Source organism: Atlanticothrix silvestris CENA357 (assembly GCF_016056295.1).
Lineage (GTDB): Bacteria > Cyanobacteriota > Cyanobacteriia > Cyanobacteriales > Nostocaceae > Atlanticothrix > Atlanticothrix silvestris.
Window position 1 is genome coordinate 5193 of the sequence record NZ_JAECZB010000095.1, and the last position, 26608, is coordinate 31800.

Annotated in this window: 24 protein-coding genes, 1 tRNA gene and 1 pseudogene; 12 read left to right on the forward strand and 14 right to left on the reverse strand. The window is 41.3% G+C overall.

Annotated elements, in window-relative coordinates; genetic code table 11:
* Positions 1 to 84: 84 nt before the first annotated feature.
* Positions 85 to 960 (reverse strand): M48 family metallopeptidase, encoded by an 876-nt coding sequence (locus tag I8751_RS24510; RefSeq protein WP_214441700.1) that lies wholly within the window; start codon positions 958 to 960, stop codon positions 85 to 87.
* 163 nt (positions 961 to 1123) lie between these two features.
* The gene (gene murA, locus I8751_RS24515; RefSeq protein ID WP_214441720.1) at positions 1124 to 2503 is read right to left on the reverse strand and encodes a UDP-N-acetylglucosamine 1-carboxyvinyltransferase; all 1380 of its coding nucleotides are present in this window, start codon (positions 2501 to 2503) and stop codon (positions 1124 to 1126) included.
* A gap of 426 nt (positions 2504 to 2929) precedes the next feature.
* On the opposite strand from murA, the gene I8751_RS24520 reads away from it, so the two are divergent.
* Both I8751_RS24520 and I8751_RS24525 read left to right on the forward strand, forming a co-directional pair.
* Positions 2930 to 3011: transfer RNA gene (locus I8751_RS24520), tRNA-Leu, on the forward strand.
* Positions 3012 to 3057: 46 nt separating this feature from the next.
* Positions 3058 to 3852 (forward strand): TrmH family RNA methyltransferase, encoded by a 795-nt coding sequence (locus I8751_RS24525; protein ID WP_214441701.1) that lies wholly within the window; start codon positions 3058 to 3060, stop codon positions 3850 to 3852.
* 74 nt (positions 3853 to 3926) lie between these two features.
* Here the strand turns inward: I8751_RS24525 and I8751_RS24530 are convergent, their stop codons facing one another.
* Both I8751_RS24530 and I8751_RS24535 read right to left on the reverse strand, forming a co-directional pair.
* Positions 3927 to 4163: a hypothetical protein gene (locus I8751_RS24530; RefSeq protein WP_214441702.1), complete on the reverse strand. Its 237-nt coding sequence runs from the start codon at positions 4161 to 4163 to the stop codon at positions 3927 to 3929.
* Between the two features lie 114 nt (positions 4164 to 4277).
* On the reverse strand, positions 4278 to 4727 hold the full coding sequence (locus tag I8751_RS24535; RefSeq protein ID WP_214441703.1) for an acyl-CoA thioesterase: 450 nt from the start codon (positions 4725 to 4727) through the stop codon (positions 4278 to 4280).
* A 709-nt stretch (positions 4728 to 5436) separates the two neighbouring features.
* Here I8751_RS24535 and I8751_RS24540 point away from each other — a divergent pair.
* Together I8751_RS24540 and I8751_RS24545 are read left to right on the forward strand one after the other, a co-directional pair.
* Positions 5437 to 5757 (forward strand): S-layer protein, encoded by a 321-nt coding sequence (locus tag I8751_RS24540; RefSeq protein ID WP_214441704.1) that lies wholly within the window; start codon positions 5437 to 5439, stop codon positions 5755 to 5757.
* An 80-nt stretch (positions 5758 to 5837) separates the two neighbouring features.
* Positions 5838 to 6428 carry a thermonuclease family protein gene (locus I8751_RS24545; RefSeq protein WP_214441705.1) on the forward strand — a complete coding sequence of 197 codons (591 nt, stop codon included), beginning with the start codon at positions 5838 to 5840 and terminating at the stop codon, positions 6426 to 6428.
* Positions 6429 to 6724: 296 nt separating this feature from the next.
* On the opposite strand, the gene lipB is transcribed toward I8751_RS24545, so the two are convergent.
* On the reverse strand, positions 6725 to 7402 hold the full coding sequence (gene lipB / locus I8751_RS24550) for a lipoyl(octanoyl) transferase LipB (RefSeq protein WP_214441721.1): 678 nt from the start codon (positions 7400 to 7402) through the stop codon (positions 6725 to 6727).
* Between the two features lie 641 nt (positions 7403 to 8043).
* On the opposite strand from lipB, the gene hpf reads away from it, so the two are divergent.
* Complete coding sequence (gene hpf, locus I8751_RS24555) at positions 8044 to 8697, forward strand: ribosome hibernation-promoting factor, HPF/YfiA family (RefSeq protein ID WP_214441706.1); 654 nt, start codon at positions 8044 to 8046, stop codon at positions 8695 to 8697.
* Between the two features lie 56 nt (positions 8698 to 8753).
* On the opposite strand, the gene I8751_RS24560 is transcribed toward hpf, so the two are convergent.
* Positions 8754 to 9212, reverse strand: a complete 459-nt coding sequence (locus tag I8751_RS24560; protein WP_214441707.1) for a peroxiredoxin — start codon at positions 9210 to 9212, stop codon at positions 8754 to 8756.
* Between the two features lie 119 nt (positions 9213 to 9331).
* On the opposite strand from I8751_RS24560, the gene I8751_RS24565 reads away from it, so the two are divergent.
* Together I8751_RS24565 and I8751_RS24570 are read left to right on the forward strand one after the other, a co-directional pair.
* A complete protein-coding gene (locus I8751_RS24565; RefSeq protein ID WP_214441708.1) occupies positions 9332 to 10459 on the forward strand; it encodes an acyltransferase family protein in 1128 nt (375 codons plus the stop codon).
* A gap of 72 nt (positions 10460 to 10531) precedes the next feature.
* Entirely contained in the window at positions 10532 to 11773 is a 1242-nt protein-coding gene (locus I8751_RS24570; protein ID WP_214441709.1) for a nucleotidyltransferase domain-containing protein, read from the forward strand.
* A 43-nt stretch (positions 11774 to 11816) separates the two neighbouring features.
* Here the strand turns inward: I8751_RS24570 and I8751_RS24575 are convergent, their stop codons facing one another.
* The 3 genes from I8751_RS24575 to mgtE all read right to left on the reverse strand — a co-directional run bounded on the left by I8751_RS24575 (position 11817) and on the right by mgtE (position 15883).
* Complete coding sequence (locus I8751_RS24575; RefSeq protein WP_214441710.1) at positions 11817 to 13016, reverse strand: glycosyltransferase family 4 protein; 1200 nt, start codon at positions 13014 to 13016, stop codon at positions 11817 to 11819.
* A gap of 306 nt (positions 13017 to 13322) precedes the next feature.
* Entirely contained in the window at positions 13323 to 14372 is a 1050-nt protein-coding gene (locus I8751_RS24580; RefSeq protein WP_214441711.1) for an aspartate carbamoyltransferase catalytic subunit, read from the reverse strand.
* A gap of 158 nt (positions 14373 to 14530) precedes the next feature.
* On the reverse strand, positions 14531 to 15883 hold the full coding sequence (gene mgtE, locus I8751_RS24585) for a magnesium transporter (RefSeq protein ID WP_214441712.1): 1353 nt from the start codon (positions 15881 to 15883) through the stop codon (positions 14531 to 14533).
* 360 nt (positions 15884 to 16243) lie between these two features.
* On the opposite strand from mgtE, the pseudogene I8751_RS24590 reads away from it, so the two are divergent.
* Positions 16244 to 17067 (forward strand): annotated as a pseudogene (locus tag I8751_RS24590) (class I SAM-dependent methyltransferase).
* 45 nt (positions 17068 to 17112) lie between these two features.
* On the forward strand, positions 17113 to 18594 hold the full coding sequence (locus I8751_RS24595; protein ID WP_214441713.1) for an amidase: 1482 nt from the start codon (positions 17113 to 17115) through the stop codon (positions 18592 to 18594).
* On the opposite strand, the gene recG is transcribed toward I8751_RS24595, so the two are convergent.
* The 5 genes from recG to I8751_RS24620 all read right to left on the reverse strand — a co-directional run bounded on the left by recG (position 18591) and on the right by I8751_RS24620 (position 25302).
* Complete coding sequence (recG, locus tag I8751_RS24600) at positions 18591 to 21134, reverse strand: ATP-dependent DNA helicase RecG (protein ID WP_214441714.1); 2544 nt, start codon at positions 21132 to 21134, stop codon at positions 18591 to 18593. The two genes, I8751_RS24595 and recG, sit on opposite strands and share 4 nt — an antisense overlap.
* 31 nt (positions 21135 to 21165) lie before the next feature.
* On the reverse strand, positions 21166 to 22068 hold the full coding sequence (locus I8751_RS24605; RefSeq protein WP_214441715.1) for a hypothetical protein: 903 nt from the start codon (positions 22066 to 22068) through the stop codon (positions 21166 to 21168).
* A 237-nt stretch (positions 22069 to 22305) separates the two neighbouring features.
* On the reverse strand, positions 22306 to 23250 hold the full coding sequence (gene tsf / locus I8751_RS24610; RefSeq protein ID WP_214441716.1) for a translation elongation factor Ts: 945 nt from the start codon (positions 23248 to 23250) through the stop codon (positions 22306 to 22308).
* A gap of 118 nt (positions 23251 to 23368) precedes the next feature.
* Complete coding sequence (gene rpsB, locus I8751_RS24615) at positions 23369 to 24166, reverse strand: 30S ribosomal protein S2 (protein WP_214441717.1); 798 nt, start codon at positions 24164 to 24166, stop codon at positions 23369 to 23371.
* A gap of 221 nt (positions 24167 to 24387) precedes the next feature.
* Positions 24388 to 25302, reverse strand: a complete 915-nt coding sequence (locus I8751_RS24620; RefSeq protein ID WP_214441718.1) for a trypsin-like serine peptidase — start codon at positions 25300 to 25302, stop codon at positions 24388 to 24390.
* 97 nt (positions 25303 to 25399) lie between these two features.
* Between I8751_RS24620 and I8751_RS24625 the strand changes: the two genes are divergently transcribed.
* From I8751_RS24625 to I8751_RS24635, 3 genes are all read left to right on the forward strand, one after another.
* Positions 25400 to 25627 (forward strand): type II toxin-antitoxin system HicB family antitoxin, encoded by a 228-nt coding sequence (locus I8751_RS24625; protein WP_214441719.1) that lies wholly within the window; start codon positions 25400 to 25402, stop codon positions 25625 to 25627.
* Positions 25617 to 25844: a type II toxin-antitoxin system HicA family toxin gene (locus tag I8751_RS24630; protein ID WP_225894389.1), complete on the forward strand. Its 228-nt coding sequence runs from the start codon at positions 25617 to 25619 to the stop codon at positions 25842 to 25844. Before I8751_RS24625 ends, I8751_RS24630 begins: the two co-directional genes overlap by 11 nt.
* Before the next feature lie 358 nt (positions 25845 to 26202).
* Entirely contained in the window at positions 26203 to 26427 is a 225-nt protein-coding gene (locus I8751_RS24635) for a type II toxin-antitoxin system HicB family antitoxin (RefSeq protein ID WP_190935193.1), read from the forward strand.
* The last annotated feature ends 181 nt before the right edge of the window (positions 26428 to 26608 follow it).

The following is a 26608-nucleotide window of genomic DNA, read 5'->3' on the forward strand; positions in this document are numbered from 1 at the left end:
CCTAGCCCCTAGCCCCTAGCCCCTAGCCCCTAGTCCCTAGCCCCTAGTCCCTAGTAATCTATAAACCTGTAAATGTCTTTAAATTTACCAGTTTCGCCAACCCAATTTAGGTGCAGTTTCGCCAGTGTACTTCTTACCGTGATTTTGCAATACAGATTGATATTCTATACTGCTTGCCCAACGGTCAATTTCTTTTGCCCGTAGCACTGGTACTGGATGGGTTAATTGAGAAGTACGGGCTTCTTTGACCATTTCACCCATTTCAGTCTTGCTAATATCATCGTAAGCACGAGCTTGGGCAACAAAGGCATCGAGATTAAGTTGTGGTGCTAAAGTCGGTGAACCACCAGCCAACTTCATCAACACAGACATTACAACTTTGGGATCTTGGGTTGCTAATAAGGCGGCGCGATCGCAGGTAAATTCAGCACAGCGTACCCATTCTAAAAGTTGCGCCTGTATAGCTTGAGCAATAAAGGCTCCCACATTAGGCACAATTGACGCTGCTAAGACCAATAAGTTTACAGGCGTTAAGTAAACACTATGGTCACACTTAAGATGCCCCAATTCATGGGCAATTACTGCTTGAATTTCCTCTGGTGTAAGGATATCAACTAAAGAAGTGTGTAACACAACAAAAGGTTGCTTACCCCGCATCGCAAAAGTATAAGCATTAGGAGCCGGATGCTGCCGGATATACAATTGGGGAGGTTCTATATCTAAAGTGTTGCAAGCTTCTAACAAGAGCTTGTGTAAATCTGGCAGTTGTTTTTCACCCACCAGAATACTAGAGGCGATATTTTCTACATAAAAAATCTGCTCTGCCATTGGCCCTAGCCAATTCCTGACCATTAAGTCTAGGCCTGGTATCTGCTTGAGAGATTTGGTTGCTTCTAGATCTAAGGGATGACGAAATGAGTCAGCTTTTAAACCAATTAGCGGGGTTCTTAAGAAGGACATGATGTAGCCAGCTGGAAAAACGAAAGATCAACAGCCTCCCACAGTTAGTATAACGAGAGTTAAGTAGGGCGGGCTTTGCCCACCCAAATTGATGCTGCGAGATCCCCGACTTCTTGAAGAAGTCGGGGATCTCGCAGCATCTCAAAATTAATGGGACAGACCACTAGGTGGAAACTGATGATGGAGAATTACTGGCACTAGGAGTAAGTTCTGCATCTGTTGGTGCTTCGCCTACACGCAAAATTCTCGCTCCCAATTGTTGCAACTTCATATCAAGGCGATCGTAGCCGCGATCAAGGTGGTGCAATCCTTGAATGGTAGTTTCTCCTTCAGCTGCTAATCCTGCTAAGACTAAGGCTGCTGATGCTCGCAAATCTGTACCTAATACTGGTGCGCCGGATAATATCGGTACTCCCCTCACAAAGGCAGCGTTGCCTTTGACGCGAATATCTGCTCCTAAGCGATTTAACTCAGAAGCATGACGTAAGCGGTTTTCAAATACAGATTCATTAATGAGGCTGTCACCTTCTGCTAATGCTAGTAAAGCCATGAACGGTGCTTGCATATCCGTAGGAAAGCCTGGATGAGGCAAGGTTTCAATATCCGCGGCTCTGAGATTGTCTGTTGGCAAAACGCGTAAGCATTTAGGTTCATCTTCAATGATCGTCACTCCAATTTCTCGCAGTTTAGCAATCACTGGGATTAAATGGTCTGGTAACACTGGCGACAGACTAATTTCTGAACGAGTGATAGCTCCAGCCACTAAGAATGTTCCTGCTTCAATGCGATCGGGAATAATGCTGTAGTCAACAGAGTGCAATTTAGGAACACCAACGATTGTAATCGTACTAGTGCCCGCACCCTGAATTTTAGCTCCCATCGCATTGCAGAAGTTGGCCAGATCGACTACTTCCGGTTCCCTGGCAGCATTTTCGAGGATTGTTTCGCCATCGGCCAAGGTAGCGGCCATCATCAACGTTTCTGTTGCTCCGACGCTAGGAGTATCTAGGTAAATTTTGGCTCCTTTTAATCTGCCATTACTACCTGGAACGTAGGCATTACAAATGCCATGTTCAATCTGTACTTCGGCTCCCATTGCTTGCAGTCCTCGGACGTGCAAATCTACTGGTCTGGCTCCAATTGCACAACCGCCTGGTAAGGGCATTTGTGCTACACCCAGTCTTGCCAGAATTGAACCAATGGCAAAAAAACTTGCCCGCAATTGAGTAACTAGTTCATAGGGAGCTTTTGAGGTGGTAATCTCACTAGCATTAATGTCTAAAATGTCGTCTTGTCGTGTTAAGCGAAGACCCAAGGCTAACAAAACTTGACTCATGCGCTCCACATCCGCTAATAAAGGAACATTGCGGATGCGACAATCTCCTGAACACAGCAAGGCTCCAGCCATGATTACCAATGCTGAATTTTTAGCCCCACTAATTTTCACTTGACCTCGCAAAGGATGCCCACCCCAAATTTGTAAGACTGAGGAGTCTATTTCAGGAGAAAGCTTGGCATCTGGTAAGCTGCTAGAAGGATTAATAAGCCTACCTCCAAAAAAAATACGTAATTTTATAGGTTAGAAGTTGGTTTTGATTCTACAGTAAAGAATTGATTTGTCTACATTTTGGCATCACATCTTGGATGAATAAATTTTTTTTAGATGTCAACCAAAGCCTGAAAGCAAGCAATAGTAAGCCTCATAGACATTTGATAATTCCCAAGAAAACAAACACCTAAGTATACAACTTTAGCAATAGTTAATACTCAGCAAAATCACTGGATGTTCTTTATGAACTAGAGATGGAGTTAAACAAAACCCAACCGCTATTAATAATTCCCAATTTTAATTGCCAATCTTCATGCTCATACAATATTGGCAAGCGCGATCGCTTCATCCACATCCTGCACTTGACAAACGTCTATAGTTAAGCAAAAATGAGAAATTGTCAATAAAGACAAAATGCCAGCGGAACTGGCGGAATTGGCAGACGCGCTAGATTCAGGTTCTAGTGCCGCAAGGCTTCCGGGTTCAAGTCCCGGGTTCCGCATTCTTAATTTTGGATTTTAGATTAACTAAAATCTAAATCAAAAACCGTGTTAACCAGCTTACAAAATTCTTTAATCAAACAAATCCGCAAGCTGCACTCTACCAAAGAGCGACATAAGCAGCAACTATTTTTATTGGAAGGAACGCACTTGTTAGAAGAAGCTTGTGCGGTTAATTACCCATTAGTGACGCTTTGCTGTACTCCAGAATGGCAAATAGCACACTCCTCATTATGGGAAGAAGCGTGTAGTCGATGCGATCGCTGTGAAATTGTCAGTGAGGAAATTTTACAGGCGATCGCTACTACAGTACAACCAGACGGTGTAGCCGCAATAGCAAAACGTAGCGATTCACCAAATCAAGTACCGTTTACTGGTTTAGTCTTAGCCTTGGAAACTATCCAAGATCCAGGAAACCTGGGTACAATCATTCGCACTGCGGCTGCGGCTGGCGCATCGGGACTGTGGCTCAGTAGTGATAGTGTCGATTTAGATAACCCCAAAGTCTTGCGCGCTTCTGCTGGTCAATGGTTCCGCTTGACAATGGCAGTTAGTGAAGATTTAAAAGCGACATTGCAACATTGTCAGCAGTCAGGAATGCAAATAGTAGCAACCTTGCCAACTGCAACTTTAACTTATTGGGAAGTAGACTGGCGAAAACCCAGTTTGATCTTGCTGGGAAACGAAGGCGCTGGGTTATCGTCAGATTTAGCAACTCTGGCAGATAAGCAAGTAAAAATTCCCCTGAGTCCAGGAGTAGAGTCTTTGAATGTAGCGATCGCAGCTGCTTTAATGTTGTATGAAGCCCAACGGCAAAAAAGTCAACCCCCTTTGGGGAATTAAAAATTAAAAATTAAAAATTTCCATAAATAAACAAAATTGGTAAAGGGTAATAGGGATGAAGAGTTCGCTTAAAGTTATTTGGTTCTTTCATCCAAATATTTTTCAATATCAGCAACTGCGTCTTCAAAAGCATCTAAATCAATAGCTGTCAAATCTTGACTGAGTTCGGCTTCCTTAGCGCTACTGGTAGGTAATTTTGTTACCTCTTCATCCTCAGTTAAATTTTCTTGGAGGATATCCTCTAATTGTTCAAGAGATTCCTCAAATTCGTGATCAGCGGCGCGGCGCTGAGGTTTCTGACTTGGCTCCATAATTCTTGACTCGAAAATCTTGATTTACTGATGTAATTTTACTTTTAGTTACGATAGACCTAAATTTGACATGTATAACATAAATATTTGCAGATAACCGCAGTTAACTGACTATTACACATTAAAAGGCTTGACGGCAAAATCGGCCGAATTACTAGTTTGGATGTCTAAAAATTTGTCTAACATCACATTGGGAATTGGTCGTGGGCGCATTGTCTTGGTATCCACCCATACCCATAGCGCTTCTGCTGTGACTAACAAATCGTCTTGGTTTTGTTTGCGAATTTCGTAACATCGAAAAGCGCGAGTCCCACGCATTTGCTTTAACCAAGTGGTGACTTCTAGCGTATCACCGGCTACAGACGGACGTAAATATTCAATTTCTACCCGCCGCATGACAAATACACCACCCAATTCTCGATAAAAATCAAAATTTACACCCAGATGTTCGGAGTGTTCAATAGCTGCCTGTTCTAAGTAGTTTTGGTAAACTGCATTGTTAACATGTCCAAGAGCATCCATTTCATAGTGGCGAACGCGTAGTAGAGTTTTGAATGGTTGCATGGGTGATTTGGTAGTAAGACGCTGTTTTAATCTGTAAACTTTCTTGATCTTAGTTTTTCTACTTCAGCATTACTGCCATTTTCACAGGAGTTTTGATCGTGGTTGAGAAAAAGCGATCGCCTATTCACTCACTTTTTTTACTATAAATATACGTGATTTAGAGTAAGCAGTATAAATATTGACGCAATTTATCAAAATTAAGGGAACATTAAGAATTTTTTCAAAATCACAAATGTGGCTCCTGTAAACAGGTACCTATGAGAAAATTAAATTAATTATCAAAAAATATCTTTTTGTTTTTGTTTTTTTCTTGTTTAGAAAATGCGCTGATATAGGCTACATTGATTTGTTTAAATTTTATTGAGTTAATACTTTGGGAATTAGCAACTTACAGTCTAATATTTCCAAAATTTAGTTGACTTAATTTAATATCATGCAGCCTCGATTCTTCCTGCCTAACGTAGGGTTACTAAAAATTGGAGGTTATAACATGGCTATTCGGAATAATTTAGGTGCCAATTTATGGCAAAAAGTACAAAACGATTCAGTAAGTTGGGGATCGTTAGCTCTTTGGATTAGTTCATTAATTGTAGTGTTAGCGATGCTGACATTTTTTTCTAAAGCTTACCTTTAATCAGGTACTTTTAGTTCCTGGGCAGCGGTCTGAGAACTAAAATAAGGATGGCTACTAGACAGATAAATCTCATTTATGAACCGTAAAATTTTACCAACAGTTGTCATAGTGCTAGGTACTATCGGCTTAATTGCTCCTGTTAAAGCTCAAGAAAATACAAACACTGAAATAGAAAAATCAAATCAAGTTCTTAATGCTTGTGTTCAAAATCAAGCACAAACATTGCCAAATCCTTTTAGTGATGTACCATCAGATCATTGGGCTTTTAAAGCAGTGATGACAATGCATTATTGTGGAGCTTTCCGCCAAGCTACACCACCTGCTTTATTTGAGAAATTTCGACCAATTGAAAGCCACCAGAAACAACCACAACAAGAACAGCAATTACAAAAGTAGAGACCACAATTTTTTTAGCACTACCCAATCTCTAATCTCTTTGTTAGTATCGTGCCTCAGATACAATTTAGTGAGTTGGGATGGATAAGTTAATTAAACGAGTACAAGTTGGACTTGGTGTAGCTATTATTCTTTTAGTATTGATGGGTTGCGATGTCTTACGACAAGCCGCTTCACCTCTACGCTTCTTCGGTGTTTCTGGAGATGTGGTTGAGCGAGTCAGCGATGGTGATACTTTGGTAGTCAAAGATTCCCAAGGTAATAAATTCACGGTGCGCTTTGCTTGTATGGATGCGCCAGAAATAGCCCATTCTAATAAAGAAAAAGCCAGTAAACGTGCTAGCGATCGCAATCAATTTAGCTGGGGTACAAAGGCGCAAGCACGAGTACAACAGCTAGTGCAACAAGCAGGCGATCGCGTCACACTGAATATTACAGATAGCGATCGCTATGGGAGAAAGGTAGCAGAAGTACGTTTAAAAAATGGTACTTTTGTGCAACAAGTATTGCTGCAAGAAGGTTTAGCAAAAGTATATCGTCCCTATTTGAATAAGTGTCCTAGTAAAGATTTAGTGCAACAAGCCGAAACTGAGGCGAAGCAACAACAACTGGGAATTTGGAGTGATGCTAAATTTATCAATCCTTGGGAGTATCGGAGTTTAAATAAATAATAATTATGGTTGATTGTAAGTAGAGCATTGCTTATTAAAGGTACTCGCGCAAGAAATCAAAGGGATCATCTTCCCAACAAGGATTCGTAATTCGTAATTCGTAATTCGTAATTGGGATAGAATCAATTTTAGAAAATTGTTACTACGGCTGGTAATTAACCATCATTCTAGCTTGGGCATAGGTCATTACAGTGCAATTTGCAATCCTGCTGTAATTGAGAAATTATCATGACTCACACAAGATTACTATTGCACTTATTACACAATTACAAACTGAATTTACTCAGACCGGAAAATTATTCTGATGCTGGTTCGTCAACAAATTCCACACCAAACACCTCAGCAAAAGATTTGGCTACATGAGAACGTACCTCTTGACAGGTAATACCTGGAATCCATTCGGCTAAACTGCCTACAGGTTTATCAGCAATGCCGCAGGGAACAATCTGACCAAAGCCTGTCATGTCGGGACAAACATTTAAAGCAAAGCCGTGCATAGTAATCCAACGGCTGACTTTAATCCCAATCGCGGCAACTTTGCGTCCATCTAACCAAACACCAGTAAAACCTATCAGGCGATCGCCTTGCAAGCCATAAACTGCCAGTACCCGAATTATGACTTCTTCTAATTGCCGCAAGTACCAATGCAAGTCTTTACGATAACGTTGCAGATTTAAAATCGGATACCCCACCAGTTGTCCGGGACAATGGTAAGTAACTTCGCCACCGCGTTCAATTTTGTGTACCTCAAATTGACTTTTGTCAAGGTCAAATTTGAGAAATTCAAGATTGCTTCCTTGCCCTAAAGTGTAGACAGGCGAATGCTCTAGCAAGATTAACACGTCATCTAGACTGGAATTATGAATGCGATCGCCAACAAGCGATCGCTGCCACCCATGAGCATCCAAGTAAGGCATTAATCCTCGGTTATATAACAAACAATGTTTTTGGTTTGGTTCTTTACTACGGATCATGCCAAAAATCAACAGAGTCATTGACTAAATATATGGCAACTTCTAAGATTGGAGTCAAAGAATGTCAAGCTTTGCAAAGGATTTTAAAGGAACATCAAGGGAACCGGCATTGGAAAATACAAAGTGCTAGTTTGAATATATAACCTCAATGGTGTTGGGAGGAATTCTCTGCAATAAGCATCACGCCAAACACAATAAGAACTAATGCACTGGCTGATGTCTCTAATAACATTGTTTGTATCGTAGAACCGGATGGAACTTCCACAAAGACTTGTATTATCTACCAACAGCAAGCGAATCTCCTGGAATTATAGAAGGAGTAAACACTGACAGTTCTGTAAAAGTTGCTTAACAAATACAGCAGTCATCAAAGCTATTGCTCAGACTGTATCACTCAATGGTTATGCTTTTGGGCATCTAATTGACTAGCAACCAATTGGAGACCTATGCAGAGATCAGCAGGAGATTAATTAAAAGTATGTGTGGTAAAAACTCAGATGCAGCAAAATTAGAGAACCTATACCAGCAGTACATCAAAACAGCTCACGATTTGTTTTGGCGGCAGTGATAGACATTACCGCAACTTCTTCTCTTACAAAACAAATTCACAATAAATCCAATATTTAAGTGGGAGAGTTTACATGAAGCTTGTCATCCACGGCAAAAACATTGAAATTACCGATGCGATTCGGGAATATGTGCATCAAAAAATTGAAAAGGCTGTTAATCACTTTCAGAACATCACAAACGAAGTGGATGTGCATTTAAGCGTAGCTCGCAATCCCCGAATCAACCCCAGACAAGCGGCTGAAGTCACTATTTATGCAAATGGTAGCGTCATCCGTGCCGAGGAAAGCAGCGAAAATTTATACGCCAGTATTGACTTAGTAGCAGATAAAATTGCTCGTCAGCTGCGTAAATACAAAGAAAGACGACAAGATAAGAAAATTCACGCTCCAGCAACCAACGAAGTAGTAGTTACAGAGACAGCAGTAACAGATTTAATAGGCGATCGCACCCCAGAATTGCCCAGCGAAGTCGTTCGGACAAAATATTTTTCCATGCCACCGATGACCCTTGCAGAAGCTTTAGAACATCTGCAAATGGTGGGACACGACTTTTATATGTTCCGCAATAGCGAAACCAATGAGATTAATGTGATTTACGAACGCAACCACGGTGGTTATGGTGTGATTCAACCCCGTAATGGTAATGGTCATACCAACGGTAAAAATGGCAAAGCAACTCAGGCTAATGTCGTTATGCAGGAAAAATCGTCCTCCCATAAAGTCTAACTAAAATGCAAAGGAACGCAGAATATCCTTTGCGATACTCTGCGTTTAAACAGCTTTTAAGTTGTAAGCTGTTGCAACGTTTTCAACGCTTCTTCAACGTGACCTTTAAAATTCAACATTGAATCAAATACGTATTGCACAACCCCCTGTTGATCAATAACGTAAGTAACGCGACCAGGAATCAAGCCAAAAGCGGTGGTTGCACCGTATAGCTTTCGTACTTGGTCGCCTTTATCCGTTAAGAGTATAAAAGGCAAATTATACTTTGCAGCAAATCGCTGGTGAGATTCATTAGAATCACCACTAACGCCAATCACTTCAGCACCAGCAGTTTTAAACACTTCGTACTGATCGCGGAAAGCACAAGATTCTGCCGTACATCCGGGTGTATCGTCCTTGGGATAAAAGTACAAAACAACAGCTTTTTGACCACGGAAATCTTGCAGGCTGACTGTTGAACCGTTTTGGGAAGTTAAAGTGAAATTAGGAGCAGGCTCTCCAACTTTGACTGGCATGATATTTAGGGGTAATAACTTAACAAAATTTTACCTTGTATCTAAACTATATGAATTTTGCTTGATTACCTGCATCAAGCAGGATAGTTTAGATACTCATCAAGGATAAAATTCCGTCTATGCGCCTGACTTCACTGGATGTTTTCCGTGGCATTACCATTGCTGGCATGATTCTCGTCAACATGGTGGGAGTCGCGGATGATGTATATCCTCCCTTAGCCCATGCAGACTGGAACGGTTGGACACCAACTGATTTGGTGTTTCCCTTCTTTTTGTTCATTGTCGGCGTGGCAATGACTTTTTCTCTGTCAAAGTACACCGAAGAGAATAAACCTACAAGGGCTGTTTATTGGCGGATCTTACGCCGCGCGGCCATTCTCTTTGGTTTGGGGTTGCTGCTAAATGGCTTTTGGAATCAGGGCATTGGGACTTTTGACTTAAGTAGTATCCGGATTATGGGGGTGTTGCAACGCATCAGCCTGACTTACCTGTTCGCCTCCTTAATAGTTCTCAATTTGCCGCGCCGTGGGCAATGGATACTCGCAGCTGTAATACTTATCGGTTACTGGCTAGCTTTGATGTATGTACCAGTTCCTGATTATGGTGCTGGTGTATTGACGCGAGAAGGTAACTTTGGTGCTTATATTGACCGCCTGATTATTCCTAAAGTACATCTTTATAAAGGCGATCGCTTCAATTTCATGGGAGATCCAGAGGGACTTTTCAGCACAATTCCGGCTATTGTTAGCGTCTTGGCTGGCTACTTCACAGGCAAATGGATACGTTCTCAAGCAGTACAGTCACGCACAAGTATAGGATTAGCATTATTTGGTATTGGTTGCTTAATAGTTGGTTGGGCGTGGGGGTGGACATTTCCCATCAACAAAAAGCTATGGACAAGTTCCTACGTTGTCTTTACAACAGGTTGGGCATTACTGTTATTAGCAGCTTGCTATGAACTGATAGAAGTACGGCTGATACGTCGTTGGAGTAAACCTTTTGAAATTATGGGCTTAAATGCGATCGCACTTTTTGTTGCATCTGTTTTACTAATTAAAGTTTTAGTCAGAACCAATATCGGTTCTGGAGAAAACGCTCCCAGCACCTACAATTGGATTTATCAGAATCTTTTCGCATCTTGGGCGGGTGCGCTGAATGGTTCCCTCTTATTTGCTATCCTCACCGTGTTGCTATGGTTAGCCGTAGGCACTTTAATGTATCGACAACGCTGGTTTATTAAAGTTTAAACTCTGCGCCTCTGCGCCTCTGCGTGAGCCACCTCTTAATTGATCCAATTATAAAAATAATCAGCTTTATTGATGAATAACGTGTTATTAGAAAAAAAAAATCAGTCTCAAACAACAAATATTTGCCCTGAAATCAAGTTATTACTTTGTTGCGCTCGCACTTACATGGATGAAAAAAACAGTGAGAGCATCAAAAAATTAATCCACGAAAATATTAACTGGAAATATCTGATTGAAATTGCTCATTGGCATCGAGTATTACCACTATTATTTTTAAATCTCAATAAAACTTGTTCGCAACTTGTACCCACAGATGTTCTAAGCTATTTGCGACAATCTTACTATAGTAATACTCAACACAACCTCTTCAAAGCAAGTAAGCTGGTTAAGATTTTAAAGATTTTTGAAGAAAACGAAATTCCTGTAATTCCTTTCAAAGGCCCCATATTAGCTGCTGCAATTTACGGAGATATCTCATATCGAGCTTTTGGTGATTTGGATCTTTTGGTTCGCAGACAAGATTTTCTCAAAACCAAAGAAATATTAATTATACAGGGATTCGACCCATACGCTGACAGTAATGAACAAGAAACAGCCTATCTTAAATCTTTAACCAATCAAGAACAGGAAGCTTATCTGCGTTCTCATTGGGAACTACATTTGAACAATTCAAAAGAGCAGATCACTTTAGACGTTCACCAAGGAATATTATCAAAGCAGTTTTCATTTACACATAATACAGAAGAGTGGATATGGGAAGATATTAAACATATATCTTTTGTAGATAGACAGATACTCAGCTTTTCTGCGGAAAATTTAATTATAATTCTCTGCTCACAAGGAGGTAAAGACTGTTGGCGATGGTTAAATAGAGTTTGTGATTTAGCTGAAGTGATTCGTGCCCATCCTAAAGTAAATTGGGACAAGATTTGGGAACGTACTACCAAGCTACGGATGAGACGAATGTTATTGCTGGGTCTTTCATTAGCACATGAACTTTTGAATGCAGAGCTTCCAGAAACAATCATATCTAAAATAGAAGCTAACCCTATAATTAAATCTCTTTCATCCCAGATTTGTAGACAATTTTATTTCCCAACAGCGGATTCTTTCCAAAGTAGTCAACTTAAATCTGCATTGTTTCATTTAAAGTTAATAGAATATCCTAAAGATAAATTTTGGTATTGTTATGAACATCTCATTGTTCCTACAGTTGGAGATAAAAACTTTGTACACTTACCTCAATCTCTATCATTTTTATACTATGTTTTGCGGCCTCTACGCTTAATCAAAACGTATTTAATCAAGCAATAAAATTATAAAAATTACTGAATCTTATTCATCTGTGTCCTCCGTGTCATCTGTGATTTATCTTGTAATTATTGATGATTTCTTGATAAATCTTCATTAACTGCTCATAGTTAGCTTCTGAAGTGTAGCTTGATTCGTAGGTAAAACGAGCCTTTTTAGCTGTTATTGTTAAAAATTCTGGGTGATTAATTGCCCAATTTATTTTAGTAGCTAAATCGTAAGAATTTCCTGCTTCAAAAAACAAACCATTTACCTTGTCATCTATTATTTCTGCCATGCTGCCTAATTTTGGTGCTATTACAGGAAGACTGCAAGCAAAAGCTTCTACAATAGCTAAGGGAAAGCCTTCATACCAAATTGAAGATATTACTAAAAACTTGGCATCCTGCATTAACTTCAAAATTTCTGATTGCTCCTGAAAACCTAAAAATTCAATCAAATTGCTATAGCCTGCATTGTAGACTTTTGTCTGCAAAATTTGACGTAATGGCCCATCGCCAACAATTTTTAATGGTATAGATAAATTGTTTTGAAGATAAGCATCAATTAGAACCGAAACTCCCTTTTCCTCTGATAATCTACCAACAAAAAGTAAGTAATCACCAAATTTATAATCTTTGTTGGAAAAATCGGGGTGAAAAATAAAATTTGGCTTGATGTAAATTTTTTCTGCTGGTAGTCCCGCTTGAACCATTTTTTCTTTTTGAAATTTAGTAAAAACAATGTAAGCATCTACTCGCTTTTGCCAAGTACCTCGTAACCAATGCCAAGCCGTCATTGTTGCTACAACTGAACTTTGGAGGTAGGAATTTCGGTAACAAGCGTGTATAACACTAGACAAAGGCATTAGTTTACCAATGCAATCTTCACAAGTTTTACCATCTCGAAATGGCATCGCTTTGGGACAAGCCAGCCGATAGTTGTGAAGAGTCTGGACAACAGGAACTCCAGCACTAGAACAAGCATCATACACAGCAGGAGAAAGGAGTGGAAAAAAATTATGGACATGCACTATTTCAGGACGAAAACGATTAATTTCTGCTTCGACCCGATTTTTAGCTGCAAAGGAGTATATAGCTCCCCCAGCAGCCACAAATGTATCTAAAATACTAACTATGTTGTGATTATTTTCTTCTAACAAAATAACTTCGTGGTTATTTGCCTCTAAAAGGCTTTTTTCTGCCTGAACTACTCTATCTTCACCACCAGCAAATCTGTAGCGATTATGTAAAATTAGCAGCTTCATGCTTGTTTGTTAAAAGGAAATATAAAAAATCAGAAAGCTCACGTCAAGATATGATGTCGATAGAAAAAATACTATTTATTTATCGACAGTATTACGAGGGCTATGAATCCATCGTAACCAAGTAACCTCAGCAATGAGTAGAGCAAATTACTATTAATAATAATTCCAAGGCGATCGCTACTGTAGTTTTGATATACAGGCAGTTATTAACATCATTTTAATAAATCAATTATTAGCTGAAGTTAAAAAATAGCGAGGTGGCAAGATTAAACTAACCTTTGAGTAGTCTCCGTTAGGTAAAGTGTTTTAAATTCGTTCAACCTTGCTGCTACCTAATAAATACAGCAGTGCCATACGAACAGCCACACCGCTAGTAACTTGCGATTGAATCAGACTAAATTCTGGGTCATCCATCAATTCAGAGCTAATTTCAACACCACGGTTGACTGGGCCTGGATGCAAAACTTTAACATTAGGGTTGCACAGTTGTAATTTTGTACGTGTGATACCAAACAACTGATGATATTCTCGCAAACTTGGCAGCAAATGAGCAGTCATACGTTCTTTTTGCAAACGCAAAGTCATGACAAAATCAGCATCTTGTAAGGCAGGTTCTAGTTGCCAATGTATGAACAGTTGACGATTTGGGGATTGAGGAGATGAAGAGGTAATTAAATGCTGACTATTAGCTTCTGCTTCCTCAAAAATATATTCGGCAAATAACTTGGGTAAAAGGGTAGGCGGTGCAGCCAGATGCACTTGGGCACCACTTGCCGTTAAACTCCAAATATTTGATCGCGCTACACGAGAATGCAGAATATCCCCAACAATGGCAATTTTTTTACCTTTTAAAAGTTCTAGCCGAGGATTATTTGGGTCGATTAAAGTACAAATGGTAAATAAATCTAGCAGTCCTTGGGAAGGATGCTCATGTTGACCATCACCAGCATTGAGGACACTAACTTTTACACCTAAACGATCCATTTCAGCCGCGATCGCATTTGGTACTCCAGCTTCTCGATGGCGAATCACCATAATATCAGTTCCCATCGCCAAATAGGTTTTCGCAGTGTCGAGAATTGTTTCTCCCTTGGTCATAGAAGAAGTTGAGGCTGTAAAGTTCAGCGTGTCTGCACTTAAACGTTTAGCCGCAAGTTCAAAACTACTCCGAGTGCGGGTAGATGCTTCAAAAAATAAATTTGCCACCACCTGTCCTTGCAAGGTTGGGACTTTCTTCGTCCGTCGTGATAGCACTTCCTGAAAACTGGCAGCAGTTTGCAAAACAGTATTGTATTCAGCGGCAGTAAAGTCAGCCAAGGAGAGAACATGATGACGATTCCAGGTGGTAGTAGGCATAAATGGCTATCATTTGTCTGCGTATAGACACGAGCAAGCCCTCTTGCAAAGGAACTAAGCTAACGCATCTCTACAGGTTTTTAATTTATATATGCAGAGGCAATGATACCGTAAACAGGGAACAGGTAATAGGGAAGAAATTAGTTCCTTGTTGCTTGTTAACTTGGTAAATGGAACACATTCAACCCCACAGAAATCAGGGTCAGGAATGTTAAAAATCCGATTGTATCCAGCATTGTTGTGACTAACGGCCCACTGACTAAGGCAGGATCTAGCTTTAGCCGCTTCAAACCCATTGGTAGTAAAGTACCAAGAGTCACAGCCACAATTGTATTGGTTGCCATAACTATTCCCGCAACAACAGCTACCCATCGTTCTTGAGGGTGTGCCCAAATCAAGGAAAGCATGATCATCGTTAAGGATAAAGCCAATGCTGTGCCTAAACCAGCAAAAATTTCCTTGCGGAGAATTTTAAGAGTATCTCTGGGTGTCACCTCACCTACACCTAGCCCTCGGATTGTTACCGTTAATGCTTGAATACCCACCGTGCCACCAGTATTAGAAAAAATTGGCATGATTACTGCCAGAACTGGTACAGCGGCAATTACAGATTGAAAAGGGGCGATCGCACTGGCTGCACCAATATACAGTGCCATAATTCCTAACAACCAAGGTAAGCGGTTACGGATGGTAAGCAAGGGGGATGACAAAGCAGCTTCATCACCGCCGACACCAGCCAGTTTTTGAATGTCTTCTGTGGCTTCCTCTTGCAAAATATCCATGACATCATCAATTGTGATAATGCCAACTAATCGTTCTTCACGATCAACTACGGGGATAGCGATTAAATCATAACGCTGCATGATTTGGGCAACTTCTTCCTGGGGGGTTTCAGTTCGTACTTTAATCACGCGATCGCTAGCAATATCTCGAATTAAAACATCAGGAAAGGTAAATAACAACTGACGCAGTGAAACGACTCTTCCTAGCTTGCGGTTGTCATCAGTAACGTAAGCATAATAAATTGTCTCCTTATCTTCGTCTTGGCGACGGATTTTACTGAGGGCTTCTCCTACAGTTAATCCTTCTCGCAATCGGACATATTCGGTTGTCATCACCCGCCCAGCAGTACCTTCTGGATAGCCTAAAATAGTTGCGGTGGCTTGTCGTTGTTCTGGACTAAGTTCTTGTAATAGTCGTTTAATTACGCCAGCGGGTAATTCGTCAAACAATTCTGCCCGTTCATCAGGACTCATCGCTTCTACAAGTTGCACCACCTGGACATCATGTAGAGAGTTAATTAATTCTTCTTGTACTTCTGTTGGTAGATATTCAAATACATCAATAGCCTGAGCTTTATTGAGTAGACGAAAGGCGATCGCCCGCTGTTGTTGCGGTAATTGTGCAATATATTCGCCTACATCCACGGGTTGTAAATGATTTAAATCCCATTTGAGTTGGCTTAAATCAGTGGTCTCAATGAGTGAGTTCCGAATATCCTGTGTAAGCATGATACCTCCTAATATCTCCCCCGCGCTGGGAGACTGCCTCACCAGCTTAGAGGAGGTTGATACTGCCATCGTGTGGACTTTTGTCCATAAAATCTCAACGCAACAATTTAATATTGGTATGCAATCAAGGCGTTTCTAAGCGACATCTTAACCCGGAATGTTGTGATCCGAATAGATGTTGACTACTAGTATGCATAATTTTTGGTGCTACCCACAAGTATGATATTTATTTACGCCAAGCGGGTCAGTTGTTTTTGATTGTTTTGAGAGGCTCAGATCGCCGAATTCTCAAATAAATCGGGGATTTTGTTGTTTACGAATGATTTAGGATTGCTATATTAGCGCATTAATGAGTAAATTATGGAAAATATCAAACAAACAATAGCAAGCTACTCTAGTCAAGACATAGAAGTACGAAAAAATTGGTATTCTCCAGCAGCAGAGGCATACAACAAAGCAAGACCACGTTATCCTCAAAAATTCATTGAGCAAGTTGTAGAAATAGCCCAACTGTCCACCAATTCAAAAATTCTGGAATTGGGATGCGGCCCTGGAACAGCAACTACATCATTTGCTCAACTGGGTTATTCAATGATTTGTTTAGAACCAAACCCAGATTTTTTTAAGTTAGCGCAACAGAATTGTCAACCCTATCCGCATGTGGAAATTCAAAACGCATCTTTTGAAGAGTGGACGCTAGATTTTAATAATTTTGATGCTGTTTTAGCAGCTACTTCTTTTCACTGGATATCGCCAGAGATAGGCTATCCTAAAGCAGCAAATGCTTTAAAAAAAATGGTTATTTAATTCTATTATGGAATAAGGAATTACAACCTAATTACAAAGTTTATCAAAGCTTATCTGAAATTTATCAAATACATGCTCCATCTCTTGACCGTTATGAAGATAAAGAAACTCAACAAGAAATTTTAAAAGAGTTAGGGAGGATGATGATTGATTCGGGCAAATTCAAAAATTTAAAGTTTGGACATGTAACATCTGAAGTAGTCTATAGTGCCGATGAATATTTAACACTTTTAAATACCTACTCATCATATTTGAAGTTAACTCCACAAAATAAAGAAGCGTTATTTGCAGATCTGAAGCAACGAATAGAAAATGATTTTGGGGATAGTCTTCAACTTTCCTATATTTCGGCTTTTCATATTGCCCAGAAAAATTAAAATCAAGTTTTTTTAGAATAACTTTATCCTACCAGTTTACTATCTATGAATAGCCTAACATTTACTCCAGCGCATGAACTAGCGCGGATGATTCGCGATCGCACCGTTTCTGTTGTTGAAGTTATTAATGCTCATCTCAATCAAATTGCTAAACACAACAGTAAGCTGAATGCCGTTTGTACACTGGATGCAGATAATGCCCTTGTCAAAGCCAAGCTGGCTGACGAAGCTTTAAGCAAAAAAGAGAACTGGGGAGTTCTGCACGGAGTTCCAATCACGATTAAAGATATCTTTGAAACAGAAGGACTACTAACTACAGCAGGCTATATTCCTCTTAAAGACTATGTACCTCAACAAGATGCTAGCGTTGTGGCAAGGCTGCGGAAAGCAGGAGCAATCATCTTGGGAAAGACGAATATGGCGGAATTGGCTGGTGATTATCAAAGTACAAATTCCTTGTTTCCACGAGTCAACAATCCTTGGAATCTGGACTACACTGCTGGGGGTAGTTCTGGGGGCAGTGCTGCGGCTGTGGCAGCCGGACTTTCAAACTTGGATTTAGGCAACGATATTGCGGGTTCAGTGCGTCAGCCTGCTCACTTCTGCGGTACGTATGGTTTGAAGCCTACAGATCGCCGGATTTCTACAGCGGGGCAAATTCCAGAAGTGCCTGGAATGCCAATATGTCTTCGGCAAATGATTACAGTAGGTTGTTTTGCGCGATCGCTTGAAGATATTCGGCTATGCTTTTCATTAATCGCAGGTGCTGATATTCGCCGTCCTGATGTCCCGCCAATTTCACTAGATAGGCCTTCTGGTAAGTCTTTGCAAAATCTCAAAATTGCTTGGAGTGATGAATGGGCAGAAGTTCCAGTTGCATCTGAAATTCGCTCGGCAATGGCTGCGATCGCACAAACCCTATCTCAAGCAGGTGTCCAAATAGAACACTGGCTGCCTAAAAACTTTCAACTATCACAAATACTAAACCTTTATGGACGGATAGCTGCATATATCAACATCTACGCTCAACCAATAGATCAATACAATGTGCGCCGGAGTTGGAAGCAGATATTTCGCACCGCCACCCAAGGCGATAAAGAACTCCGCAAAATGGGGGATTTCAGCCGTCTCCTGCCAGAATTATTGAATCCTAGCCTGAAAGGATATTTTGAGGCACTCACCGAACGCGATCGCTTCATAGCCGAAATCGATGAGGCATTAGAACCTTGGGATGTTTGGCTCACTCCTGTTGCAGCAACCTCTGCTTTTACTCATCGAAGCGCTTGGAGTGCTATTGATATTGATGGCAGATCTTACCCTCATGCAGTGGCAAACGGAGCTTATACTATGCCATTTAATCTGAGTGGACATCCTGTTGTAGTGATTCCAATTGGACAAACTCAAAACGGCTTGCCAATTGGAATGCAAATTGTTGGTAAGCGGTGGTGCGAGATGGAGTTATTGGCGATCGCAGACAAGCTTGATCGAGTAATCAATGCTTTCCGAAACCCACCAGGTTACGATTAGGTCAAAATCGCTCCACCCATTAGTCGCTCATACCGATACTTCAACTCTGCTTTCATCAAATACCAACGCTCTAGAGTTACATCTATCTCTATCACTTTCTCTGCTGCTTGCCGCGCCAAGAGTAATATTTCCTCGTCTTCTACTAAACTCGCTAAGGTAAAATCTGGCACTCCTGATTGTCGAGTTCCCAGTACTTCTCCAGGGCCTCGAAAACGCATATCCATTTCTGAAATAAAAAAGCCATCTTGGGACTGTTCCAACACCTTCAACCGTTGTTGAGCGTCAGGACTTCTAGAACTGCTCATCAACAAACAATAGGACTGAGCCGCACCACGACCAACACGCCCACGCAATTGGTGCAGTTGAGATAAACCAAATCGTTCCGCATTTTCAATCAGCACTACTGTTGCATTTGGTACATCCACACCGACCTCAACAACAGTGGTAGAAACTAAAATTTGTGTCTCATTATCACGGAATTTGGTAATTGCTTCGTCCTTATCGGCTGAACTCATGCGACCGTGCAATAGCCCCACTTGAAAGTCTGGAAAAACACTTTCTTGTAGCTTTTGATGCTCTTCTACCGCCGATCGCAAATCCAGTTTTTCTGATTCTTCCACCAATGGCAACACTACATAAACTTGCCTACCTTGGGCAATTTCGCGACGAATTAGGTCATAAGCCTGGGTGCGTTGCTGCCCTGTTAACATAGTAGTCTGAATCTTTTGCCGTCCTGGTGGCAATTCATCAATTTGGCTGACATTCATATCTCCATGTATCGTCAATGCCAGTGTCCGGGGGATGGGAGTAGCAGTCATAGTTAATACATGGGGTTGTTCGCCTTTTTGCTGTAATAGCGCCCGCTGTTTTACCCCAAAGCGATGCTGTTCATCAATTACCACTAACCCCAACTGCTGAAAGTTGACGGTATCTTGAATCAAAGCGTGAGTTCCCACCAACAAAGGTAATTCGCCAGTTTCTAGCTGGGAGTGGATTTCTCGACGTTTAGCAGTTTTAGTGGAACCTGTGAGTAATTCTACTGGTAAATGTAAAAGGTTAAACCAACTAACTAACTTGCGGTAATGCTGTTCTGCTAACACTTCCGTCGGAGCCATTAGTGCTGCTTGGTAGCCAGATTGAATTGCTGCCAAAATAGCAATTACGGCAACAACAGTTTTACCAGAACCTACATCACCCTGTACCAAACGATTCATGGGTGCAGACTTTTGTAAGTCGTTCAAGATATCGTTGAGGACTCGTTGCTGTGCGCCAGTCAGTTGAAAAGGCAAGATTTCGTAGAATTTTTCAATTAACTGACCTTTAGGAGCAAGAATCGCACTTGTTTGGATTTGTCTTGCTTGCTGCTGACGTTGCAGTAAACCAAGCTGGAGGTAGAAAAATTCGTCAAATACTAGGCGGCGACGGGCAACTTGTAAAGTAGCGCTATCATCAGGAAAATGAATGTTGGCGATCGCATCCTTTAATTCCATCAAACCATATTTCTCCCGCAAACCTTTGGGGAGGGGATCTTTGATATGAACTGCGGCTGGCAAAACGGCAGTGACTGCCTGTCTGACAATATTTGCCATCACTCCCTCTGTTAGGGCGTAAATTGGCACCACCCGCCCAATAGTTAGCGACTCAATTGCATCTCCTGGGTTTGCCAAAACCTCCAGTTCTGGATTATCCAGCGTCAAGCCATATTTACTACCTTTGACCAACCCACAGGCCGCCAGAATACTACCTACTGGATAGCGCCTTTTTAAACTTTCTTGCCAAGCACGACTAGTAAACCGCGCACCAGCAGAAAAGCGAGTAATTTTAATTTGGCCTGTATTATCTTTTAATATCAGTTCTAAAATCGATAATTTTTGATTCTTTGGACTAGTAAAACAATTGCAACGTTTCACGGTAGCTATGATTGTTACAGTCTCACCCGCCTCCAACTCACGGATATTTACCTGACGCGCATAATCAATATGATCGCGGGGATAATAGAACAATAAATCACGCACCGTATACAAATTCAAAACCGCCAATTTGTCGGCTTTTCTAATCCCTATTTCTGGTAAATCACTAAGTTTTTGATCAACTTTTGGAGCAAGTCTCTTACTCACCTCCGCGACCATAGGAGATTTGGGATGTTGGTGAATTTTTGATTGATAACTTCTCCCCTGCTCCCCGAAGTTTGCTTGGAGGGAAACCCTCCTGGCAACTTCTCTTCCTGCTCCCCTGCTCCCCTCCTCCTCTGCTCCCCTGCTTTCCTGCTCTTTTTGCAGTTGATAAAGATATCTACGAGTTTCTGCTACTAAATGTTGTCTTTCTGCCAATACCAAATTGGGATAATTAGCAAATTGCACAGCTAATTCTTGCCAACGGCGACGCTCAATAGCAGGTAAGACTGTGGGGAATTTGCCAAAAGTCAGGCTAAGAAATTCACTGAAGCGGTATTGCTTGCCCATCAAGTCTGTAAAACCGTGTTCAGCCTCTATTCCCAAGGCTTTGTGTAATCGTATCCAATCTGGCGTGTCATTAGTCATTGGTTATTACTGTTTGACTTTAGACTCTTGACTAATCTTCAAACCAACTAGCACGCCATGCAGATTCAGCTTCAGCAATTGACCTCTCCCGTTGCTTTTTTTGATACTCTCGTCCTAGTTTGTTTAGCCTAACTAAGATATTGCGAATTTGCTTGCGGCTAGATGAAAGTGTTACATCGGCAAATTCAATTTCCCCTAGTCTGAGATTAATCGCCATCAGCTGTGTCAGCCTGGAATCGTCTGCATCTTGCTCATTTTCAATTTCAATTACTAAATTTAAGAGGTTAGGTGGCCCTGGCATCACCTCGGCAGATGCTTCTGAAGCAGCAGCTGCTGCTTCTAAAATGGGTTCTGGTAATTTTTTGGGTAAAATATCAGCTTTTTGTAATACAAGATTAGCGTCATGGGAAACCTTTTTCAGCGTTTGTTGTGTCTGATGTTCCAGTCCCTGTTGCCATTTTGCTAATTCTACGGGGTTAGAAGGATCAGGGGATGTCAGGTAACGGGGCGAAGGGGTGTAGAGTTCTTCTGGGTTGCTGATCGTGGAGCTAATCTCTTCCCAAAGGGTGGGGGGAGGAGGCGAATTTGTATCTAAATTTTCCTCATCTGCTAATTTTTCACTCTCTCCATCAGTTACTAGTTCTCTATCTTCCTCACTTTTCATATAAGTGAGCAATTGCTCAGCTACCTGTTGTCCTAATTTACGGATGGCTTGTTGTAATTTTTGTCGCTGATTTAATGACAAACCTAAGAATTTTTCGGGATACCCTTGAGTACACAAGTGGTAGCTAGCCAGAATCAACTGTTTTTGTAAGGCTTGCCCCAGAGTAGTTAGATAGCTGGCATAAGCGCTATGAAGTTCTGCTGCGATCGCCCGGATCTGTTCTTCCAGGGCTGCAATATCCTGTTCAATTCGCTCAATTGCTCTTGCCATATCTTCTTTTAATAGCCCATCTCAACTTTGTCATGGTACAAATGTACCTATTTATTTTAAAATAGTCATCCAAAAGACTTTAAATTTTATATTAACTATGCTTCAGTTTTAATCATCTAGAGTTTCCTAAGAACGAATAAAACAGGCCAGTATAATTTGACTGACCTGTTATTCCAATAGTTATGAGTTAAAAGTTATGAAGAAAAGTTTCTGCTAACTCTTAATTCTTAACTAAAATTACTTGGTGCCCATTTGTGCTGCAACTTCCTCAGCAAAGTTACTTTCTTGCTTTTCAATGCCCTCGCCCAGCACATAACGAACAAAGCGATTTACTTGGACATCTTCGCCAACTTGAGCTTTAACTTGCTTCACCAAGTCTTCCACGGAAATACTTTGATCGCGAATGTAGGGCTGATCCAGCAAAGTCATTTCTTTCAGGCGTTTTTCAATCCGTCCCTGAACAATTTTTTCTTTGATGGCCTCTGGCTTGTTCGCCAAATCATCCCGCCCCATTTCAATGTCTTTTTCTTTTTGGGCGATCCCAGCAGGGATTTGGTCTACGCTCACATACTCGACATTCGGGCAAGCCGCAACTTGCATTGCGGTATTCCGTGCCAAGGCTTGGAATTCTTCGTTACTAGCTGCTGACTCAGTTTGGGAGTTTAGCTCAACCAACACACCAACACGACCGCCAGTGTGAATGTAGCTGTCTACTATACCTTGTGTGCCTTCTGCTAACGAAAAATTGACGAAGCGACGCACTTGAATATTTTCACCCAGCTGGGCAATAGTTTGCTTGATGAACTGTTCTACGCTTACGCTTTCATCTTCAACGTAGGGTTGAGCTAATAAAGACTCAACACTATCAGCAGTTGCTGCTTGTTTGGCTAGGTTTTTAACTAGAGCTTTAAAAGCTTCGTTACGGGCAACAAAATCGGTTTGGCAGTTGACTTCTATTAGTACACCCACTTGACCATTAGGCTGAATGTAGGTTTCTACTAGACCTTCTGCCGCAATGCGATCGCTTTTTTTACCCGCCGAAGCGATGCCTTTTTGTCGCAACCATTCTATAGCTTTTTCTATGTCGCCCTCAGTTTCTTTGAGCGCCTTTTTGCAGTCCATCATGCCGGCACCAGTTTTTTGGCGTAGCTCTTGGACGAGTTTTGCAGATATTTCCGCCATGTTGCCTCAATTCCTAACTTGACCTAGAGTTGTAATCGCTCACGGGTGTTGAGTATTTCTATCTTACTCAGGACGGTGTCAAGTATGAAGGATGAAATTTCATCCTTCATCTTTTTAGTTATTCTTCTCCCTCTTCATCGCTGGGAATTACTGAGTCGGTGTACTCAGTTTCGTCGTAGTCGTAATCCTCTTCACCGCCTTCGTAATCTTCGTAATCTTCTTCCCCATCCAGTTGACCGTGACGGCCTTCATAAATAGCATCCGCCAATTTGCCAACTATCAGCTTAATCGACCTAATCGCGTCGTCATTCGCTGGAATAGGAATATCTACTACATCCGGGTCACAGTTTGTATCCAGCATCGATACAATTGGAATTCCTAATTTTTGGCATTCTTGAACTGCGTTGTACTCCCGTCGTTGGTCGACAATCACGACGACATCAGGAACTTTCCGCATTGTTTTAATGCCACCTAAGTATTTCTGAAGCTTTGTCATCTCTCGACGCAACATAGAAGCTTCTTTTTTGGGCAATAAGTCTAATGCGCCAGTTTCTTCACGGCGTTCCAAATCTTTGAGGCGGTCTGCTCTGGTTTTGATGGTCGCCCAGTTGGTGAGCATTCCCCCCAACCAACGCTGGTTTATGTAGTGAGAACCACAACGAGCAGCTTCTTGAGCGATAATTCCTGCTGCTTGTCGCTTGGTGCCAACAAAGAGGAATTTCTTACCTTGCTCTGATTGAGTTCTCATGTAAGCGTAAGCATCTTCCATCAATTGGGCAGTTTGCACCAAATCAATGATATGTACACCATTACGGGAAGTGTAAATGTAAGGAGACATTTTTGGGTTCCACCGCCGGGTTTGATGCCCAAAATGAACTCCAGACTCCATCATTTGAGCCAAAGAAACGACTGGCATATACTTTTTTTCTCCTATTCGGGTTAAACCTCCATCCAGGTGTATTTCCTCAATCGGAAACACCCGAATTCCTGGATGTGCGAGATTAGACAGCCCTTTGAATATATCACATCAAACGCTCGAATAAATCTAAAAACATCACTAAAGCATTAAACGCACAGTTAGTTTCTCAGTAATATCGCGTCTGGTTCAAAACTATAAGTGAGCTTAAGTTAATGTCTTTAATTCTCCTGCAACCATTCATCCAAGCGAGACATTTCTACCGCACGGTTCAACAGCAATCCATTCACCTCGTTTGAGCCAGAGTGGAGAGCTAAAACATAATACTTGCCATTTATATTACTGATAATTGCACCGCCAGAAGCACCCTGATTAGTGTCGCAGTTGTGGTACAACAAATTCTCCTGGCGGCGGAGGATACTGCATTGTAAGTGAACGCCAGCAGTCATACTTTCACCAGCAGTTAGATTTTCATAACCTTTTTTCTTAGGGTTGGGAAAATCAGCAGAATAGCCTACCAAAGAAAACTTTTTCGTCTCGCCAACCATACTGGAAGTTGGTAGAGATTTCCAGCCTAAATAACCGTATTTTTGACCGATAGGCTTGTTGAGCTTCAAAATTGCCCAGTCATTTGAGTAATCGGCTAAATCGCCTTTTTTAAAGTCTGTGCCGTAATAAACGTTAGTCGCGTAGGCGACATCATTTTTACTTTTGACGACACCATTAACTAAGTTTGGCAGAAAGGCGATCGCTTGACTAACTTTTCGGGTTCTAGGGTTAACTACACAGTGAGCATTTGTCAAAACAACATCTTCAGCAATCAACGTTCCCGTGCAACTGTAACCGCTACCGTCAGCACCTATCCCCTCGATTTTACCAACCGCCGACCAAGGGTAATTTCTGCTAGTCATGGGAATACGGTCATCCTTTGAACCAATGATTACCCGTTCTTGTCCGGGGGGTTCCTCCTTCTGATTTAGCACCGAAGGTTCGCCTTTTCCTTCTAGTTTAAATTCTCCGGGATTTTCAACTTTGGTAAACTTGGGTGGGGTTTGTGGTTCGGCTGAAACTGAAGCCCAAATCCCCAAAATTCCTGTCCCAAATGAGAAGAAGAGAAAATTTATCGTGAGGTACAAGATCCCCGACTTTTCAAAAAAGTCGGGGATCTGGGGATCTGATAGAGCAATGACTTAAAATCGAGATTGATCAATCTATGTCAACCAAAAATACATAATGAAGCAAACAAAACAATTCACTGGGATTATTGAACGAGAAGGAGACGGCTATGTATCACTATGTCCCGAACTCGATATCGCTAGCCAGGGAGACACGATTGAAGAAGCACGAAATAATCTGATTGAAGCATTGCAACTCTTTTTTGAAGTAGCAGATGCTTCTGAAATCGGGGAACGGATGCACACTGAAGTTTTTGTGACACACTTAGAGGTGAATGTTGGGTAAACTGCGTGTTCTTTCTGCTGGCGAAGTGTGTCGGATTCTAGAACAAAATGGTTTTGTACAAGTGCGTCAGCGTGGTAGTCATATTATCATGCAAATGCAAACTGAAGATTCAACAATTACTGTTCCTATTCCTAATTACGAAGAATTACGGGTTGGTACTTTGCGCTCTATTATTCGCCAATCAGGATTAGCTCGTACTTTATTTGAGGTTAATTAAGTTGATTTTATGGGTGCGGTGGGTAAATGCGGCTGTGGTTTCTATTTTTGCAACGAACTCATCGGTAAACCCTGATTTTTTAGTTCTGAGGCTTCCTAACGGGAGGCTCATATCTTGCACCTAGCCCTGGCGATTAGAAATCGCGGCTATACAAACAAAGTCCGCCTACGCGGACTAATACAAAATCAAGGTTTTCAACCCGCGCAGGCGGGTTTTGCCTGTGTAGCCAAGCCACTGCGTTGGGCGGGTTCCCCGACTTGTAGCAAGTGGCGCGCGACTTCCAGTCGGCCTGGTGCAAGATATCAGGAGAGGGATGAGAGGCGATAATAGTTATTGAACGAGCAAAGGTCACTTTGATATGTCGTATAAAGTTAGCATTGTTATCGAAAAAGATGAATATGGATATTATGCTTATTGTCCTGAACTTCCTGGTTGTCAATCTCAAGGTGATTCCCTAGAAGAAGTACAGGCAAATATCAAAGAAGCAGTTGAGCTTTATATAGAAACCTTGTCAAATTCAGAAAAACAGGCACTTCAGAACAAGGAAACATTCACAATAACCTTGGAGGTAAAAGTTGCCTAAGCTGCCACGTTTGACTGCAACAGAAGCGGAAAAACTTTTATTAGATGCAGGCTTTATTCAAATGAGAAGTAAAGGAAGTCACAGGATTTATTTTTGAGAAGAAGTGAGAGTAGTGATTCCTTTTCATTCAGGAAAAATATTGCACCCAAAAATAGTTAAACAGGTTCTACAAGCCATTGAC